Genomic DNA, 17,447 nt, shown 5'->3' with positions numbered 1-17,447 from the left:
CATTCCCCTATTTCTGTAGTTTTTTATTATTTTCAATAAACGATTTAAAGTCTGCGCGACTCATCGTATTTAAGACTCTATCTTTATTGATAAAGGCTTTTTGAGCAGTAGCTACACCGTATTTCATCAATTCTAAATTATCAATATGGTGGGCATCTGTATTAATCGTTACCATAATATCATGCACGGGTCTTAACACTTCTGCACTTAAATCCAAACGTTGTGGACTAGCATTGATTTCTAAAATGGTATCCGTTTCACGTGCCAAGTCAAATAAGCGTGGCAGATTAACTTTATAACCTGGTCGGCGTCCGATCACGCGGCCTGTCGGATGTGCAATATGACGTACATAAGGATTGCGGCATGCAGACTCTAAACGGTGCATAATTTCTTCTTCTGTTTGGCCGAAGCTTTGGTGGATAGAAGCAATAACATAATCCAACTGCGCTAATATCTCGTCTGGATAATCCAGTGTACCGTCTGCTAAAATATCCATTTCAGTTCCAGAATAAATATCTATTTCATCATATTCTGCATTCAGCTTTTTAATTTCAGCATTTTGACGTAATAAACGGTCGATATCTAGCCCGTGTGCTACTCTCAAACTGCGTGAATGATCTGTTACTACCATATATTCGTAGCCTTTAGCAATATTGGCTTCAACCATTTCTCTCAAACTGAAGGCACCGTCACTCATTGTGGTATGCATATGCACATCACCTTTAATATCATCTAACGTAATGATGTCAGATAAATCACGATCAAATTCTGAACCGTCTACACGCATAGGCGGTGCAATCCACGGTCTGCCGAAGTGTTCATAAATAGCAGCTTCACTGTCAAATTGCAATAAAGTGCCGTCCGCTTGTTCAATGCCATATTCACTGACCTTTTCATCACGTTCTTTGGCCAGTTGACGGATACGAATATTATGATCTTTAGAACCTGTAAAATGTTGCAGTGTATGATAATAAGCTGCCGGCTCAATAATCCGGAAGTCGATTTCAATAATTTCATCGTCAAATTCTACTTCGACAGATACTTTAGTCAATCCGACTGCGACATCTTTCACTTTATGAGGAATATCAAGCAATGCTTTTTGGACCTTTTCAGGTTCTGTTGAGCTGATAATATAATCTAAATCTTTACTCATTTCTTTAACACGGCGGAAACTGCCGGCAACATGGAATTTATCAATGCCTTCTACCGTCGTCAAATAAGCTTCAATTTCATTATTTAATTTGATAAGAAGATGAATTGGAAAATGTGTTTTACGTTCACTTAGCGCTTTGACGCCTGCCAAAATATTCTCTTCTGTCTTTTTACCGAAACCACTTAACGCACTGACTTGTTTCTTTTCACAAGCTTCTTGTAATGCTTCTTTATTCGTGATCCCGAGTTCTTTATATAACTTGGCAATTTTTTTACTGCCTAGACCTTGAATTTTTAATAAGGGCACTAATCCTGCAGGCACTTCTTTTTCCAAGGCTTCTAAAGTTTCAGACTGGCCAGTCGCTAAATATTCATTGATAACTTCCCCGACACCTTTACCGATGCCCTTTAAATCTGTAACATCATCAATTTCATCTAAGGTACGCTCATCTGCTTCTAAACTTTGCGCTGCTTTACGATAGGCAGAAACTTTAAAGGTATTTTCACCATTAAGTTCCATGTAAGTTGCGATTTTCTCTAATAAACCGACAACATCTTTCTTAGTTATCTTCTGACTCATATTTTTTCACTCCAATTAAAAAGAGAGACAAAAAGCAGTTCGGCTATCAAAAATTGATGTACGAAAAGCGGCGCCTCCTCTTAGTTTCTTCCTTTAAAAAATGAAATTATAATGCCATTATCAGTGTTGATAAATATGGGGTGTGGAACAAAATCAGCTGCGCAATGATTGAATGTGCAAACTGACTTTGTATCCAGACGCTCGGATAGAGACTGCACATATATAATACCGGCAGCAACACGGCAGTCGAACTCACAAAGCTCAGAATCACTCCGGCAATTCGGCTGAATAGCGTCAGGTTATTGATATACGTCATTTTATCAAATACCGTCAAAATAAGATATAAAATAAACTTGCTGATAATAAAGATGAAAATAAATGCTGCTATCGCTTCAAATCGCAAATGTATATCAGAGTATTCAATGTAATAATGGGTTAGTGCTGCTTGTGTTTTAGGAAACGGCAAGAATAATTCGAGTCGTTCTGCAATCGGGTGATAGAAACGTGCTGCGATAAACAAAGAAGCTAACGTTGCAAGGAAATGCAAGGCACTCAACCATATTCCTCTGCGAAAGCCCATCGCAGCAATAATTAAAAAGACAAAAAAGATAATAAAATTTAAAATCATCGGCAGAACCTAATGTTCTTGATTTTTTAAGCGATTCAATTCATGTGTCAAACGACGATTTTCTTCTTCCAATAATACTTTTTCATGCATAATATTCACAGCAGTCAACACTGCTTTGCGTGTAGTATCCAATCCGGCACTTTTACGCCCGAGATCTTGAATTTTTTCATCGACTAAATGCGCGACATAACGAATATGCTCAGGATTATCTTCGCCCACTATCGTATAATTTTTATTATTAATCGTTACGTTGATTCTATTTTTAAATTCGCCCATATGATAACTCCTATCTAGCGTAAATTATAAATTCTGTTCAGCAATCCATCCATCTAACTGGTTGCTATTATTTTTCAGCAGATTGATTTTCTCTTTAAATTTGACTTCTTATCGAAGAAATGTTTCTGCTCGTCATCACGACCCATTATACACGAGTCATATTTAATATGTAAGTAGTGATTGTCTTTTTACAACATAACTTAAACGAATTGTAATCTAAGGAAATTGGTATTCATATTGCAATGTAGTAAAATGGATTTAAATTATTTTTTATAAGCAAGGAGTCTCATCATGGCAAATGCCGTATTTAAATTAACCGAAACAGAAATAAAGCACTTAATGGAGAAAACAAAGTTCTCAACAGATAGTTTACCGCCTGGGATGCGTGCACGCACGAAGTATCAAGGCACAACTATCAATATTTATAATTCCGGCAAGGTGATGTTTCAAGGCAACCAAGCCGAAACCGCAGCCCAACAATTGCTAGGCAACAAGGATGCAAGTGTTTCCGGCAAAGCATCCGCTAAAAAAACTACTGCGACTAAGCAGAGTTATCCTTTTAATCAAGCGAATTGTATTGGCAGCGATGAGGCCGGAAGCGGCGATTACTTCGGACCATTAACCGTTTGTGCCGCTTACGTGTCTAAGAAAAATGCTGAAATTTTAGAAACATTAGGTGTAGATGATTCTAAAAAGTTAACTGATGCAAAGATTGTGGAAATTGCTGAACAAATCATTACCTTTATTCCACATTCTCTGTTGACGATGAACAACGTTAAATATAACGAACAGCAACGTAAGGGCTGGTCGCAAGTGAAAATGAAAGCCGTCCTGCATAATCAAGCGATTCAAAATGTCGTCAATAAAATTGACCAGAATAACGAACCGTTAGATTATATCGTTATCGACCAATTTGCAGTACGAGGCGTCTACCAAAATTATGCGCTTTCCCCGCTTCCTCACCCTGACAAAACGCACTTTGAAACTAAGGGCGAATCTAAATCTATTGCTATAGCAGCAGCAAGTATTATTTCGCGTTACGCCTTTGTGAAACACATGGATCACATCGGACGTGATTTGCACACTACTGTTCCGAAAGGTGCCAGCAATAAAGTGGATTTATTTGCCGCAAAGCTGATTGAACAATACGGCATCGCTAAATTAGACGCGATTTCGAAAGCACATTTTAAAAATCGCGATAAAGCATTGGCTTTATATGAGAAAAAGCATTAAATAGCAAAAAAACCGCTTCCCTCTCTAGAATGTTTGCGCACTCTAGTGAAGGAAGCGTTTTTTATTATTTATCGTTTTATCTGATTACAGCACCTTGTGCAGTCAAGGCTGCTACAATTTCATCATGTACAGTTGTTACTTGTTCATCTGTTAAAGTATTTTCTCTATCTAGATAAGCAATACGGATGGCTACTGATTTCTTGCCTGCTTCCATATGTTCACCTTCATAGACGTCAAATACTTGGGCATCTTGCAAGATATTGTGTCCGTGTTCTTTAATAGTTTGGATTAATTCTGCAGCAGACACGTCTGTATCTACTTCTAATGCGATATCACGTGTCACACCTGGATATTTTGGAATCGCTTCGTAGTTAACGTAACCTACTGAAACATTCATGATTTTATCGTAATTCAATTCAAATACATACGTACGTTGTTTCAAGTCATTGTCTGCAGCCAATTGCGGATGCAATTCACCGATGAACCCGATAATCTCGCCATCTAACAAGACATTTGCTGTACGGCCAGGATGTAAACCGTCCATCTCGGCAGCTTCGTATTCAAAGTTTAGCGCTAATTTTTCAGCTACTGCATCAATCACACCTTTTGCAAGATAGAAGTCTGCGTTTTCTTTCTTACCTTGCCAAGTGTTACCGCTGTATTCACCTGTCATAATACCACTCAAGTATTCTACTTCATCGGGTAATTCGCCTTCGCCATTCGCAAAGAAGACACGGCCGATTTCGTATAAGAAGACATTATCATTTTTACGTGCCACATTATAAGCTGCAGCATCAATTAAGTGTGGCAGTAGGCTTTGACGTAAAACGGCATGTGCTTCACTCATCGGCATCAATAATTCAATGTTCGGACGGTCGCTCACTGAAAATTCTTTAGCACGCGCTTTAGAAATCAAGGAATACGTAATCGCTTCGCTTAAGCCTGCACCTTCGATAGTACGTTTAACAATTCGTGTCTTAGCTTGGCGATCCGTTAATTGGCCGCTCGTTACATCTTCAAATACAGGTAATGTCGATGGAATTTCATCATAACCATAAATACGTGCTACTTCTTCAATCAAGTCTTCTTTAATTTTAATATCTTTACGACGTGAAGGAACATGCACAGTTAAATTACCGTCTTGATTTTCTGTTTTGAACCCTAATTGTTCAAATGATTGCACGATATCTTCAACGGTCATTTCAGAACCAATTGTGCCATTAATTTTATCTACTGTAATTTCCACAGGTGTGATAAATTCGCCTAAATCTCCTGCTGCTGCGCGTCCTTCTGAAACTTCACCATTGGCATAATGTTCTAATAAATAGCAAGCACGGTCTACGGCTTGGTCTACGAATTCAGTGGCAATACCTTTTTCGAAGCGGCTGGATGATTCACTGCGCAAGTTCAAACGACGTGAAGTATGACGAATGCTGACTGGGTCGAAAATAGCACCTTCTACGACTACATTTTGCGTTTGTTCAGTTACTTCTGAGAAATCACCGCCCATGACACCGCCAAGCGCGATAGGTGCTTGACCGTTAGTAATGACGATATCAGAATCTTTTAATTCACGTTCCGTATCGTCAAGTGTTGTCATTTGTTCACCTGCTTTAGCTTGGCGAACTACAATTTCTTGTGAACCGATGTGGTCTTGGTCGAACATATGCAGTGGTTGACCGTATTCTAATAATACATAGTTTGAAATATCGACTACATTATTAATCGGACGAATGCCCGCTTTCATTAAACGTGCTTGCATCCACATTGGTGATGGTGCAATCTGCACATTTTTCACGACGCGTGCACTGTAATAAGGTACCTTTTCAGGGTTTTCCACTTTCACAGAGATTTCTTTTTCCGTAGTAAGGTCTGTCGTATCTGGCTGTGTCTCTGGTAATGTCAGTGGTGCGCCATAGAGTGCTGAGGTTTCGTATGCTGTCCCTACCATGCTCAAGGCGTCAGCACGGTTCGGTGTCAAGTCGAATTCCATCACTTGGTCGTTTAAGTAGAGGGCTTCTAATGCGTTAGTTCCTGGCTCTACTGCTGTCGGGAAGTTGTAAATTCCGTCTTCATAGGCTTTAGGCACGACGTTGCTTGAGAGACCGATTTCTTGTAATGAACAGATCATGCCTTCTGAACGTTCGCCGCGTAATTTCGCGCGTTTGATTTTAATTCCGCCTGGCAGACGACCGCCGACTGTAGCAACAATAACGTATTGTCCAGCATCTACGTTCGGCGCGCCGCAAACGATTTGTACGGGCTCTGCTTCACCGATATTGACTTTGCAAATATTTAATTTATCTGCATTTGGATGCGGTTCTTTACTTTCCACATAACCGACTACGAGTTTCTTAATTTCTGCTGTGTAATCAATGATATCGTCGACTTCGATTCCTGTACGTGTAATGCGTTCTGCTAAATCGTTAATCGGTTCATTGACAGCAACTAAGGATTCTAACCATTCTTTTGATACAAACATTATGCTTCACCTCTATCTTCAACAGCTTTAAATTGGTCTAGGAAACGGACGTCATTAGTGTAGAAGTAACGAATATCTTCAATACCGTATTTCAACATCGCAATACGATCAGGTCCCATACCAAAGGCGAATCCTGTGTATTGAGATGAATCGAATCCTGCCATTTCTAAGACGTTCGGATGTACCATGCCGGCACCTAAGATTTCAATCCAACCTGTTTGTTTGCAGACGTTGCAACCTTTGCCGCCGCATTTGAAACAGGACACATCAACTTCAACTGACGGCTCTGTGAATGGGAAGTAGCTTGGACGCAAGCGGATTTCGCGGTCTTCGCCGAATAGTTTTTTCGCTAATAATTCTAATGTTCCTTTCAAGTCGCTCATTGTAATGTTCTCAGCCACTACTAAACCTTCAATTTGTGTAAATTGGTGACTGTGCGTCGCATCATCTGAGTCGCGGCGATATACTTTACCAGGACAAATAATTTTAACAGGTCCTTGTCCGTTACGTTGTTCTAAAGTTCTCGCTTGTACTGGTGAAGTATGCGTACGCATTAATGTTTCTTCTGTGATGTAGAAAGTGTCTTGCATATCACGCGCTGGGTGGGATTTCGGTAAATTCAACGCTTCGAAGTTGTAGTAGTCTTGTTCTACTTCATAACCGTTCACGATTTCAAAGCCTAGTCCTAAGAACAAGTCTTCAATTTCTTGAATTGTACGCGTCAACGGATGTGCTGCGCCTAATTTGATTTGACGGCTTGGTAATGTCACATCGATTGTTTCTTCTTCAAGCTGCTTGTTCAAACGCTCTTGTTCTAATACCTTTTTGCGGTCAGCAATCGCGCCTTCAATCGCTTGTCTAACCTCATTGACAGCTTGTCCGAATTTCGGCTTTTCTTCATTTGATAAATCTTTCATTTGTTTCATCAGTCCTGAAACAGAACCTTTTTTCCCTAAATACTTTACTTTAACGTCTTGCAGCGCTTTCTCATCAGATGCCTGAGTCACGTCAGCAAGTGCATCAGCTTTCAACTGATTCATTTCTTCAGTTTGGATCATGTTAACCCTCCTATTGATATTGCGGTCTTAAACGGTCTTTTATTCCAATAAAAAAAGACTTCACCCCTCTTGTATGGGACGAAGTCTTCCGTGGTACCACCCAAATTTATGCATACGCATACACTTGTTTATATAATTTATAACGGTATTTAACCGACTTAAATCTCTTTAAGTTGCCAAAAAGGTGAAAAAAACTATATTCAGTTGGAATAATTTGCAGTCTCGATTATTCTCCCTGTTCAACTCAATTTTTATAGTTTACGTCTTTTTATCAGCACATATGCGTTTGTAATCATATCTTATTATAAGTAATCCAAAATTACCGGTCAACCTTTTAATTTATAAATTAAAATACTGCCAGCTATCGCAACATTCAAACTTTCGGCATCGCCGTACATCGGAATCGTTAAGCGCTCAGTCGTATATTCCAGCAATTCCGGATCGACACCTTGGCCTTCATTACCTAATAATAAAGCGAACTTTTCTTGTGCAGCAGTATCATTAAAGTTGATAGCATCTTCTAACGCAGTGCCGTAAACCGGACCGTCAAAGTGTTCTACAAATTCTTTGATATCATTTGAAATAATAGGCAAATGGAACACACTGCCTTGACTTGCACGCAACACTTTATCTTGGAAAGGATCCGCTGACCCAGGTGACATCACGATTAAATCCAATGCCGCCGCATCGGCTGTTCTGATCAATGTGCCCAAATTTCCCGGATCTTGAATACGATCTAGTAATAGCACTTGTTGTGAAGCCTCCGCTTGCTTCGAAACATCCGGCTTTTCAATCACCGCAAATATACCTTGAGGTGTCACCGTTCCAGACAACACTTCCGCAACCTTGAAATTAATTTGATACTGCTCTTCAGCCGCTTCCACCAACTCAGGCGCAAACCGTTCTGTTTCTACCACAAACAACTGTTGAATCGTTAAGCCACTCTTAATAGCTTCATCAATCAAATGTGTCCCTTCCACTAGAATCAAACCCGTTTTATCGCGTTCCTTCTTCTTCTTCAATTTATTCGCTTGCTTAATCTTCGCATTTTGCGCCGACGTAATCTGCTCCATAGCACCGCTCTCCTCATTCATCACTTTCACCCTATTTTATCATGCTTCACGAACTTGGGAAAAGAAAGAATTGTGGGGGTGCAGGAAGATTTGGGAGAAGTGGCTCGATTGGTGGGTGGTGCTTGCGGCGTGCGGATGGCGCGGGGATGGATGACACTATTGGGAAAAGAAAGATTTGGAAAGCTGGAGGGATGGGGAGAGGTGGTTCGATTGGTGGGTGTGGCGGGCCGCGGGTGGCGTGCGTTATGAGATGCGCGTTATATCGGACATGTTTGTCGCTATCTTGACTGATATATCTGTTTATTGGACACGTTGCCTCGAATCTTGGCCAATATATCCATTTATTGGACACGTTGACCTCAATCTTGGCCAATATCTCTATCCATTGGACATGAAATGTCTAGAAAGCACATAATCTAGACACTACTTTTTGTGAAGTGTCTAGAAAAGCACTCAATCTAGACACTACTTTCCGAGAACTGTCTAGAAAACACATGAATCTAGACACTAATTTTTGAGAAGTGTCTAAAAAACGAAACAAACCAGACTTATCCCGCCGCTCCCTATCCTAAATCACGTCCAACCAACACATCCACCGGCATATCCCCACAAAAAAAGCACAAAAAAATCAGCTGCGCATTTAAGCAGCTGATTTTATACATTCATTATTTTGAAACGACTTCTTCGCCATTGTAAGAACCACAGTTTTTACATACACGGTGAGATAATTTGTATTCACCGCAGTTAGGGCATTCAGTCATACCTGGCACTGATAATTTGAAGTGCGTACGACGTTTATTTTTTCTAGTTTTAGATGTTCTTCTTTTTGGTACTGCCATGATTTAATCCTCCTTAAAATTCAAACACAAAATCTTTGTTACTTTGGAAATGATGATTACAATACTCTCTATTGTACATCAATTTCTATTGCTTTTCATCATAAAATTGTTGTAATTTTTGAAGCCTTGGATCGACTTTCTTAGAACTTTCTTCCTCTGCTTGTTCATTTTGTTCTAATTCGTCTTCGTCAATAACATCCCAACCTTGGCCACCTTGCAGCATATCATCTATACTGCTGTCATCAGCCACTGCTCGGATAGGCTTTTCTATGATGACAAGCTCTTCTGCAATATCACGTAAATCAATCATTCCGCTTAACGCGAGATGATAATGTTCATTTTCATCATCTTCATCGTCACTGTATTCATGACCTTCTAAATCAAAAATTTCAGTTGTTTCAACGTCAATCGGTACTTTGACCGGTTCTAGTGTACGCGCATCTTCCATCGTATATTCACCAGTGATATGCATGTCTGCAACAACTTCATTTGATTTGACATCAAGCTGACCCTTAACTCGTATTTCGGACAAATCAATGAGTCCTAATTTATCAATTAAATGATTAAAATTTACTGTTTGATCAAATTCAAAAGGCTTACCTTGATATTTTCTTAATTGCGTTATTGACCATTTCATATGGCTTCACCTCTAACAAGCACAAAATTTATTTTAACTTTCTAGCGTAAAGTTGTCAAGATTTTTTCTTAACATCTTGACTTTTTGATACAATAATTATAATGAATTCTGAAAGGACAGATTGCAAATGAAATGCGCTGCATTAATTACTGAATACAATCCCTTCCATAACGGGCATGTTTATCATGCAGAACAAGCCCGCCGAATCGCTGATGCTGATGTAACAATTGCAATTATGAGCGGCCAATTTGTCATGCGCGGCGAACCTGCAATTTACAACAAATTTCTCCGCACGCAAATGGCGCTTTCTACTTGTGACTTAGTCGTAGAGTTGCCGGCTTATGCAGCGTTATCAGCTGGAGAATACTTTGCACAAACAGGCGTCGAAGTTGCTGATTATATGAATGCTGATGCGCTTGTATTCGGAAGTGAATCAGGCAGTATACAAGCATTCGAAGAACTCGCCTTGCAAATCAACCATATCGAAGAACATCCGGAATTTCAACTAAAGTTGCGAGAAGGCAAAAGCTATCCCAGAATAATTAACGAATTATTAGGAGCACCTGCGCTATTGCAGACTCCTAACAATATTTTAGGGCTTTCTTATGTACAAGCCATCTTAAAATCGGCGCCGACTATTCAGCCTTTTTCCATACCAAGACATAAAACTGAACATCATAACCAAGCCATTAATGACCAGCATTTCGCGAGCGGAACGGCCATCAGACATGCACTTAATACTAATGACAGGATGTGGGAAAAAGTGGTACCAGAAAATATACGTTCTCTCTATGCAGAGCCACACTTGAGCATGAACCAACTTTTTCCTTTTTTAAAATATAAGATAATCAGCGCTGACCCGGCAGAATTGCAAAAAATTCATACAATCAGCGAAGGATTTGAACACCGGATAAAAGCTCATATTAACAACGCCGACACCTTTGAACAGCTGATGTCGCAACTTAAGACTAAGCGTTATACTTATACCCGAATCCAACGCATGCTAATGAATATCTTATTAAATTTTAAGCAACAACATAAGCCGAGAACACTTGAAGCGGTCCGTATTTTAGGAATGAACGAAACAGGCCAGCGTTATTTAAAGCAATTGAAACAACAATTTCCAGAACGCCGTTATATTACAAATGTAAATAAAACAAATGCACTTTATTTTCAACCTGAAATTAAAGCAACTGAAATATATAATTTAATCTCAGGTCAAACTCAAAAAGATATCAATACACCGGTAATTAGGGTAAAGAATGAGTAATGAATAGTTATAAGGAGGCACAACTCATGATGCAAGTATTTTCAGAAACGCAAGTAGAAGAGCATTATAAAATGTCAGATGCCATTCGAGATATTGAACAGGCATTCGGACATTTAGAAGATATTCAGCAAGCGCAACGCACGGTGATACCTACTGGTGAAGGCGCAAAGGCTATGCTGTATATGCCTTGTGTGGATTTGAAGCAGCAACTTGGCACGATTAAAATCACGTCCATTACACCGGACAATCCGAAATCCGGCAAACCGACGACTCAAGCGCAAATTGTGATTACTGCGCTCAACAATGGCGAACATAAAGCAATTATAGACGGCAGTTATCTGACAAGATTGCGTACTGGGGCGTTAAGCGGCATTGCCACTCAATATATGAGTAAAGCAGATGCACATACATTGGGTATGATCGGTACAGGCGGCATGGCTTATGAACAGTTTCTGGGTAATATGGAAGTTCGCCCTATCGATGCCGTTATTCTGTATAACCGTACTACTGAAAAAGCAAATACATTTAAACAGCGCATTTTAAAAGACTATCCAAACTTGGAAGTCAAAGTAACTGAGGATGTCAGTGAACTGGTTAAACAATCAAATATTATCAACTGTCAAACGCCTTCTACCGAGCCTGTTTTTAAAGCGGAAGATGTGCAACCTGGCACACATATCAATGGTATCGGTTCATATCAGCCTTCTATGAAAGAAATAGATTACAATATTTTTCCTAAAGCAGACTGGGTAGTCGTCGATGATTTAGAGGGTGTAAAAGACGAATCCGGTGAACTTATTGAAGCAAACGATAAAAGTGTCTTTACCTTTGAAGAAATTGATGACGAATTAAAAACACTTTCTCTTAATAAGCAAACGCGCAATAATGAGGATGCGATTACTGTATTTAAGTGTGTCGGCGCTGCTTATTTTGACTTAGCAGTAGCCATTGGAGCTTATCAAAAATTAAATCAAAGCTAAAATAAAAACCTCGTTTCGAAGTAATTCAAAATAAAATCACTTTGAAACGAGGTTTCTCTTATTTTCCAAATTTTTCTTTTAAAGCCTTTTCCACAGGTTCTGGAACAAACTCTGAGATATCTGCTTTATATTGCGCAACTTCTTTCACTACACTTGAACTGATAAATGAATAATTCGTGCTTGTCATCATATAAAGTGTCTCAACGTCGCTATTCAACTTCTTATTCATAGAAGTTAAACGTAATTCATATTCAAAGTCGCTCACTGCACGCAAACCTCTAATGATGGTTTTAGCTCCGACTTCGTCACAGAAATCCACTAGTAATCCATTAAATTGATGGACTTCAACATTTGGAATGTCTGCAACAGAAGCTTCAATTAAAGCCATGCGTTCTTCAACAGTAAATGTCCCTTCCTTGTTACTATTTTTCAAAACGCAAATATGAATTTCATCAAAACGTTGTGCCACTCTTTCGATAATATCCACATGTCCGTATGTAATCGGATCAAAACTCCCTGGTATTACTGCTTTAGATTCAGTCATCACGTTCTCCTTTTTCTAATAGCATAGTATCTGTTAACCCATAATGATAACGCTTAATAACCTCAAATGATTGCGTATCAATATTTTCTTTATGGTTAAACTCACAAACGATGATACCACTTTTCTTCAATAAGTTAAACTCCTCGATTTTAGCTAGCGCTTCATCTATTAGCCCCTTTTGATAAGGAGGATCTAAAAAGATAATGTCAAATTGTATTTCACGCTTTGCAAGTGCTTTCAAAGCACGATCTGCGTTATTCTTATAAACCTCAGATTGCTTCGTTAAATCTAAGTTTTTTAAGTTGTTTTTAATGATTTTAACTGCTTTGAAATTCTGATCTACAAAAATCATTTCATCCATGCCGCGAGAAAGTGCTTCAATACCTAGGCCGCCGCTTCCTGCAAACAAATCTAACCCGATACCGGATACTTCGTGCAGGCTGTTAAAAATACCTTCTTTGACTTTATCCATGGTAGGACGTGTGTTTCGGCCTTCCAAACTCTCTAAAGCTTTACTTTTATGCTTACCAGCAATGACTCTCATCTTACACTTCACTTCCTCTCTAAATCTGTAATATAATTTGGGTAACAAGGAGGTTTCTCAATTGAAACAATCATTTATCGTTTTAGGTGAAGGACTCACCGATTTATTCGAATTTAAAACTTTAATCGAATATGACCACAGCAGAATCAATCGTATTGTGTTCTTTAATAGTCCTGATTCTCATAAAGGACTCAGTTCTGCAGCCATTATTATGAATCCGACAGAAGGTAATTATTTTCAAGCTATGTACATCATGGTCAATGCTTTTCCATACCCTCATCCAGAAGATAATAAAAAATCTGAAATGATTCGGAATTGGGCGGAACAATATGATTTAACGCTCAATGAGTTGGATGTTAAATCTACAGAGGATTTCCATGACTTGGAACTGTATTTCAATTACTTAATCGGTGTCTTACGTCTTTATCGTTGGATTCCGCCTTTGCAATAAGGTTTAAAGTCATGCAAGAAAGGCTATAATTCAGGATACGATTAAACTGCAATTAATTGATTTCGTATTTTTCTTTTTCATACGTTTTCTTTAAATATTTATAAGGTGAACCATCAATTTGGCGCACATACTTTAATTTCATGAGTCGATTTACAATACGGTCCGCATCATTTTCATTAATATACATGATGACGTATTTTTGTTGGCGGTTACTATGAATAATGTGACCATATTTACGGATATGACGCTCATGTTTCATATGTTTAAGATAGATAATCAAACTTGTTCTTGGTATGATTTCTGTCATTATCATCACTCCATTACTTTAATCTATAGTATCACGAGTTGACTGAATTGGAAATAACCAACAAACAGCCACAAACATGTTTAAATGGTTACACTTATGAAATTAAGCTTAAACTCAATTAGGAGGCTTTTTAATATGGTAAAAATAAGTAGATTACTCAGAAACAGTGTAGCAGGAGCTGCCGGTATTGTCAGCGGGCTTATCTTATATTCAAAATTCAAAGGTCAACCAGAATCTCACCCTATCCCGCCTTTCTTCACACGTAAAAATCAATACATTTTTGCACATCGCGGCGGAATGGCGTTACGTCCTGAATTAACTCAACTTGCATTTGATACAGCTCAAGATTATGAAGTCGACGGCTTTGAAACAGATGTCCGTGTCACACGTGATGAACAATTAATTGTTTTTCATGATGCAGAAGTCGACCGTACTACAAATGGTTCAGGTAAAGTGAGCGAACACAGTTTAGATGAAATCCAACGTCTAGATGCGGGTTATCACTTCAAAGATATCAACAACGAAACGCCTTACCGCAATCATCCGGATGCTAAAATTATGACATTTGACGAATTGTTGGAAGCTTACCCAGAAATGTTGATTAATGTAGATCTTAAAGATCATCCTGATTCAATGGAAGGTCAAATTGCACCTGAACTCATTTATGAATCTATTGTCAGCCATAACGCTCAAAATCGCGTCTTGGTCACAAGCTTTTATCAAGAACAAATTCGCCGCTTCAACGAAATTAGTTTAGGCACAGTCGCGATTGGCGCGAGCGAAGAAGAAGTAACAGTCGGCTTAATGAAATTCTTCTCCGGACTTGGCAATATGTTCGAAGTGCAGGCCAACACTTTCCAAATGCCTACAACTTACCACAATATCCCGTTAACTTCTGCGCGTTTAATCAACTGGTTGAATGAACGTAATATTGTACCGGGTTACTACGGCGTAAATAGTATCGACTTGATGGGCGACCTCTTCAATAAAGGTGTGCATACTGTAGTGACAGATCGTCCTGATCTTGCATTCCAATATCGCCAAAATCAAGTTCAAAAATAAGAGATTGTACCCGTGGGGAACGGAACAAGCGCATTTTCTATTCAGATAGCTACTGCCAGTTTAGTGAGGAGCTGAGACACTATTAAGTCCAGCTCTTCTCTTATTTTATGGGTGCACCTCACAGCCTATACAGTTTGCAACAATTATTTTTTCCCCAATGAGCCAAAGCCTTCAAATCAAAAAGACGCCCAAATCAAAAGCTGTGTGCTTCTGACTCAAGCGTAATATTGATTAAGCATGTACTTTGCATTGACATGTACCGCCAGTGCTGCAACCATGCATGTCTGTTCTGAAGAATGGATTTCCGACTTCGACTTTCACATGTTCCGAAATCGAAGTAGCAATAATAGTAATCACTTCATCTACTAAATTCTGCAATTCAACTTCTTGTTGTTTATATGCCATAACAGATGGCACCATTTCATATTCACGTTTGCATTTTCTAGTCGCTCTTGTTACTTGTTGATAATCTGGATGATATTTTCCAAAGCGCATGACTTCATCATATCGCACTTTATTTTTCATAAATTCTTGATAGCGCGCATGTGCTGTTGGATCATCATTCATGACTGAACGGGCTTCCGTATATGCCTGATAAATGTCTGAATCTAAAATCATATCACTTACTTTATCTACTTGGTCTAATACATCAATAACCTCAGTATTTATCATTCAAGTCACCTTCTATCTTTAATCTTCTATAAATATTAATGTGTAATATCCATCCATGACATCGCCGCCCATTTCTGTATATTGGGTATTCAAGATTCGAGAACGATGGGTATCGGAGTTCAACCAGCTATGCAATAGTGTGGGAACGTCATTGAAATCATAACCGACGTTTTGCCCTACTGATTTGAAATGTACCCCTCTATCATCAAGTTGTTGTTTTAAAGCAGCTTCAGTAAATTCAACGCTTTTATTATTCGTACTTTCATATAAGTTGACTGAAGCAATATGTCCTAAATCATTATTCACTTTGAAAGGCTTTAACCCTTTTAAGTTTCTGATTTGATTGGTCACTTCGTATAAAGTCATCAGTTGGTTTGCATTTTGCTCGTACGGCTCTTCTTTATGATTATTTTCGATAGTTTTATCATCAGATGCTTTAGTCATTTGATATGGATTGAACATCACGAGTGCTTCTGGATCTAAGAAACGCACTCCTACTACTTTATTATTTTGTTGATCAATATACACTTGAGCGTATTCATCACCATATTTAATCAGCATTTGTGTTTTCATATCTTCGTCCGAAAGTTCTAAATCATATTCTTTGCCGTTTGCTTTAATATGCGGTTCTGGATTAATACTTGTATTTGCAAAAATATGGGAAGCATTTTGATTAATTTTAACAGGTGATATTTTAGCTTTACTACCTGTTGCGTATACTGATTTAATTTTGTTTTCTTTCGTAGTCACAATATAGTATTGGTTATTTTCTCTAAAGACATAATTCTTATAGTTATCATGATACGCATATACCCGATCTGCTTGGCCGAATTTCTTAGTCAGCAGACTGATGTCATTATTAATCCAAGTACCTATTCCTGTTTTAGGTTTAGGATTTTCAGATTGATTATTATTTTTTTGTACTTGTTCAGTTTTCGTCGGCGCTTTCTTATTTGGGTTCTCTAAAACATCAAATTTCAGCCGAGGCGAATAAAATAAATAAATAAGAAAAGTTATGAGCAGTAAAACGCCGATAACTTTAATAAGCAAATTCCTCATTCTCCGCCCACCTCAATATTAAGTATTCTTATTGTACATGTTTATATTAACAACTCGCAAGGAATGTCTTTTAATAATTACCTAAAAGAAAATCGACTAACAACATAGAGTCATCAGTCGATTACTAAGCTATTAAAAACCGAAAGTCGCTTTAAATAATGAAGTTGTTTCTCCACCTGGGTACATAACATATAACAATATGTAGACGATGATACCAGTGAAGGCTGTACAGAACCATACAACTGCAGCAATCGGTCCCATTTTTCTATGGATGTTAAATTTGTCTTTAAATGCTGTAATAATTTGGTTCAAACCAAGCAAGCCGCCGACTGTTGACAAAATAATATGGAAAACTAAGAAGAAAGTATACGGTCCTTTCAACCAGTCAGGTCCGCCGAATGCAGTATTTCCAATGAAGAAAGTTCTGCTTGCATAAATAATGAAGAAAGTCAGTGCGAAAAATGCAGCGGCTAACATTACTTTTTTATGCGCTTCAATATTGCCTTTTCTAATTAAATACCAGCCAATGGCTACCAATACAGCACAAATTTGAATACAACTTGTACTAATAGTAGGTAATATAGGTAGGCTCATTCATCT

At 38.5% G+C, this 17,447-nt stretch carries 19 protein-coding genes; 5 read left to right on the top strand and 14 right to left on the bottom strand.

Going from position 1 to position 17,447, the window contains the following annotated elements; translation table 11 throughout:
- Positions 1 to 7: 7 nt before the first annotated feature.
- The 3 genes from polX to zapA form a co-directional block, all read right to left on the bottom strand.
- On the bottom strand, positions 8 to 1,720 hold the full coding sequence (gene polX, locus CNQ82_RS05540; protein WP_123145649.1) for a DNA polymerase/3'-5' exonuclease PolX: 1,713 nt from the start codon (positions 1,718 to 1,720) through the stop codon (positions 8 to 10).
- Between the two features lie 118 nt (positions 1,721 to 1,838).
- Positions 1,839 to 2,360, bottom strand: a complete 522-nt coding sequence (locus CNQ82_RS05535) for a CvpA family protein (RefSeq protein ID WP_123144433.1) — start codon at positions 2,358 to 2,360, stop codon at positions 1,839 to 1,841.
- Between the two features lie 9 nt (positions 2,361 to 2,369).
- Positions 2,370 to 2,636 carry a cell division protein ZapA gene (gene zapA, locus CNQ82_RS05530; protein WP_095105911.1) on the bottom strand — a complete coding sequence of 89 codons (267 nt, stop codon included), beginning with the start codon at positions 2,634 to 2,636 and terminating at the stop codon, positions 2,370 to 2,372.
- Positions 2,637 to 2,927: 291 nt separating this feature from the next.
- Here zapA and rnhC point away from each other — a divergent pair, with 291 nt between their 5' ends.
- Complete coding sequence (gene rnhC / locus CNQ82_RS05525) at positions 2,928 to 3,869, top strand: ribonuclease HIII (protein ID WP_123144432.1); 942 nt, start codon at positions 2,928 to 2,930, stop codon at positions 3,867 to 3,869.
- A gap of 76 nt (positions 3,870 to 3,945) precedes the next feature.
- On the opposite strand, the gene pheT is transcribed toward rnhC, so the two are convergent.
- From pheT to CNQ82_RS05495, 5 genes are all read right to left on the bottom strand, one after another.
- Positions 3,946 to 6,351, bottom strand: a complete 2,406-nt coding sequence (pheT, locus tag CNQ82_RS05520; RefSeq protein WP_123144431.1) for a phenylalanine--tRNA ligase subunit beta — start codon at positions 6,349 to 6,351, stop codon at positions 3,946 to 3,948.
- Positions 6,351 to 7,409, bottom strand: a complete 1,059-nt coding sequence (gene pheS / locus CNQ82_RS05515) for a phenylalanine--tRNA ligase subunit alpha (RefSeq protein ID WP_123144430.1) — start codon at positions 7,407 to 7,409, stop codon at positions 6,351 to 6,353. Before pheS ends, pheT begins: the two co-directional genes overlap by 1 nt.
- 326 nt (positions 7,410 to 7,735) lie before the next feature.
- Positions 7,736 to 8,482 (bottom strand): TrmH family RNA methyltransferase, encoded by a 747-nt coding sequence (locus CNQ82_RS05510; protein WP_123144429.1) that lies wholly within the window; start codon positions 8,480 to 8,482, stop codon positions 7,736 to 7,738.
- Between the two features lie 665 nt (positions 8,483 to 9,147).
- Entirely contained in the window at positions 9,148 to 9,321 is a 174-nt protein-coding gene (gene rpmF, locus CNQ82_RS05505) for a 50S ribosomal protein L32 (RefSeq protein ID WP_002480558.1), read from the bottom strand.
- Positions 9,322 to 9,406: 85 nt separating this feature from the next.
- On the bottom strand, positions 9,407 to 9,958 hold the full coding sequence (locus CNQ82_RS05495; protein ID WP_095105921.1) for a YceD family protein: 552 nt from the start codon (positions 9,956 to 9,958) through the stop codon (positions 9,407 to 9,409).
- 127 nt (positions 9,959 to 10,085) lie between these two features.
- Here CNQ82_RS05495 and CNQ82_RS05490 point away from each other — a divergent pair, with 127 nt between their 5' ends.
- Positions 10,086 to 11,228 carry a nucleotidyltransferase gene (locus CNQ82_RS05490; protein WP_123144428.1) on the top strand — a complete coding sequence of 381 codons (1,143 nt, stop codon included), beginning with the start codon at positions 10,086 to 10,088 and terminating at the stop codon, positions 11,226 to 11,228.
- A 29-nt stretch (positions 11,229 to 11,257) separates the two neighbouring features.
- The gene (locus CNQ82_RS05485) at positions 11,258 to 12,208 is read left to right on the top strand and encodes an ornithine cyclodeaminase family protein (RefSeq protein WP_123145648.1); all 951 of its coding nucleotides are present in this window, start codon (positions 11,258 to 11,260) and stop codon (positions 12,206 to 12,208) included.
- A 58-nt stretch (positions 12,209 to 12,266) separates the two neighbouring features.
- On the opposite strand, the gene coaD is transcribed toward CNQ82_RS05485, so the two are convergent.
- Both coaD and rsmD read right to left on the bottom strand, forming a co-directional pair.
- Positions 12,267 to 12,752, bottom strand: coding sequence for a pantetheine-phosphate adenylyltransferase (coaD, locus tag CNQ82_RS05480; RefSeq protein ID WP_046100552.1), 486 nt, complete (start codon positions 12,750 to 12,752; stop codon positions 12,267 to 12,269).
- A complete protein-coding gene (gene rsmD / locus CNQ82_RS05475) occupies positions 12,745 to 13,296 on the bottom strand; it encodes a 16S rRNA (guanine(966)-N(2))-methyltransferase RsmD (protein WP_123144427.1) in 552 nt (183 codons plus the stop codon). Before rsmD ends, coaD begins: the two co-directional genes overlap by 8 nt.
- A 61-nt stretch (positions 13,297 to 13,357) precedes the next feature.
- On the opposite strand from rsmD, the gene CNQ82_RS05470 reads away from it, so the two are divergent.
- Positions 13,358 to 13,747 (top strand): DUF7147 family protein, encoded by a 390-nt coding sequence (locus CNQ82_RS05470; protein ID WP_123144426.1) that lies wholly within the window; start codon positions 13,358 to 13,360, stop codon positions 13,745 to 13,747.
- 52 nt (positions 13,748 to 13,799) lie between these two features.
- Here the strand turns inward: CNQ82_RS05470 and CNQ82_RS05465 are convergent, their stop codons facing one another.
- Positions 13,800 to 14,054, bottom strand: a complete 255-nt coding sequence (locus CNQ82_RS05465) for a DUF2129 domain-containing protein (protein ID WP_095105927.1) — start codon at positions 14,052 to 14,054, stop codon at positions 13,800 to 13,802.
- Positions 14,055 to 14,189: 135 nt separating this feature from the next.
- Here CNQ82_RS05465 and CNQ82_RS05460 point away from each other — a divergent pair, with 135 nt between their 5' ends.
- The gene (locus CNQ82_RS05460; RefSeq protein WP_123144425.1) at positions 14,190 to 15,116 is read left to right on the top strand and encodes a lysophosphatidylglycerol phospholipase D; all 927 of its coding nucleotides are present in this window, start codon (positions 14,190 to 14,192) and stop codon (positions 15,114 to 15,116) included.
- A gap of 231 nt (positions 15,117 to 15,347) precedes the next feature.
- Here the strand turns inward: CNQ82_RS05460 and CNQ82_RS05455 are convergent, their stop codons facing one another.
- The 3 genes from CNQ82_RS05455 to CNQ82_RS05445 form a co-directional block, all read right to left on the bottom strand.
- Positions 15,348 to 15,788, bottom strand: a complete 441-nt coding sequence (locus tag CNQ82_RS05455; RefSeq protein WP_123144424.1) for a YlbF/YmcA family competence regulator — start codon at positions 15,786 to 15,788, stop codon at positions 15,348 to 15,350.
- Between the two features lie 18 nt (positions 15,789 to 15,806).
- On the bottom strand, positions 15,807 to 16,847 hold the full coding sequence (locus CNQ82_RS05450; protein WP_123144423.1) for a CAP domain-containing protein: 1,041 nt from the start codon (positions 16,845 to 16,847) through the stop codon (positions 15,807 to 15,809).
- 132 nt (positions 16,848 to 16,979) lie between these two features.
- Complete coding sequence (locus CNQ82_RS05445; protein WP_123144422.1) at positions 16,980 to 17,441, bottom strand: DUF420 domain-containing protein; 462 nt, start codon at positions 17,439 to 17,441, stop codon at positions 16,980 to 16,982.
- Between the last annotated feature and the right edge of the window lie 6 nt (positions 17,442 to 17,447).

Source organism: Staphylococcus debuckii, assembly GCF_003718735.1.
Classification (GTDB): domain Bacteria; phylum Bacillota; class Bacilli; order Staphylococcales; family Staphylococcaceae; genus Staphylococcus; species Staphylococcus debuckii.
Note: the sequence above shows the minus strand (reverse complement) of the source record. Positions and strands in the feature narration are given on the sequence as shown.

Excerpts from the sequence above, each read along its gene's own strand:
- CNQ82_RS05535 (WP_123144433.1), bottom strand. The coding sequence starts at position 2,360 with ATGATTTTAAATTTTATTATCTTTTTTGTCTTTTTAATTATTGCTGCG.
- zapA (WP_095105911.1), bottom strand. The coding sequence starts at position 2,636 with ATGGGCGAATTTAAAAATAGAATCAACGTAACGATTAATAATAAAAAT.
- rnhC (WP_123144432.1), top strand. The coding sequence starts at position 2,928 with ATGGCAAATGCCGTATTTAAATTAACCGAAACAGAAATAAAGCACTTA.
- pheT (WP_123144431.1), bottom strand. The coding sequence starts at position 6,351 with ATGTTTGTATCAAAAGAATGGTTAGAATCCTTAGTTGCTGTCAATGAA.
- pheS (WP_123144430.1), bottom strand. The coding sequence starts at position 7,409 with ATGATCCAAACTGAAGAAATGAATCAGTTGAAAGCTGATGCACTTGCT.
- CNQ82_RS05510 (WP_123144429.1), bottom strand. The coding sequence starts at position 8,482 with ATGGAGCAGATTACGTCGGCGCAAAATGCGAAGATTAAGCAAGCGAAT.
- rpmF (WP_002480558.1), bottom strand. The coding sequence starts at position 9,321 with ATGGCAGTACCAAAAAGAAGAACATCTAAAACTAGAAAAAATAAACGT.
- CNQ82_RS05495 (WP_095105921.1), bottom strand. The coding sequence starts at position 9,958 with ATGAAATGGTCAATAACGCAATTAAGAAAATATCAAGGTAAGCCTTTT.
- CNQ82_RS05490 (WP_123144428.1), top strand. The coding sequence starts at position 10,086 with ATGAAATGCGCTGCATTAATTACTGAATACAATCCCTTCCATAACGGG.
- CNQ82_RS05485 (WP_123145648.1), top strand. The coding sequence starts at position 11,258 with ATGCAAGTATTTTCAGAAACGCAAGTAGAAGAGCATTATAAAATGTCA.
- coaD (WP_046100552.1), bottom strand. The coding sequence starts at position 12,752 with ATGACTGAATCTAAAGCAGTAATACCAGGGAGTTTTGATCCGATTACA.
- rsmD (WP_123144427.1), bottom strand. The coding sequence starts at position 13,296 with ATGAGAGTCATTGCTGGTAAGCATAAAAGTAAAGCTTTAGAGAGTTTG.
- CNQ82_RS05465 (WP_095105927.1), bottom strand. The coding sequence starts at position 14,054 with ATGACAGAAATCATACCAAGAACAAGTTTGATTATCTATCTTAAACAT.
- CNQ82_RS05460 (WP_123144425.1), top strand. The coding sequence starts at position 14,190 with ATGGTAAAAATAAGTAGATTACTCAGAAACAGTGTAGCAGGAGCTGCC.
- CNQ82_RS05455 (WP_123144424.1), bottom strand. The coding sequence starts at position 15,788 with ATGATAAATACTGAGGTTATTGATGTATTAGACCAAGTAGATAAAGTA.
- CNQ82_RS05450 (WP_123144423.1), bottom strand. The coding sequence starts at position 16,847 with ATGAGGAATTTGCTTATTAAAGTTATCGGCGTTTTACTGCTCATAACT.
- CNQ82_RS05445 (WP_123144422.1), bottom strand. The coding sequence starts at position 17,441 with ATGAGCCTACCTATATTACCTACTATTAGTACAAGTTGTATTCAAATT.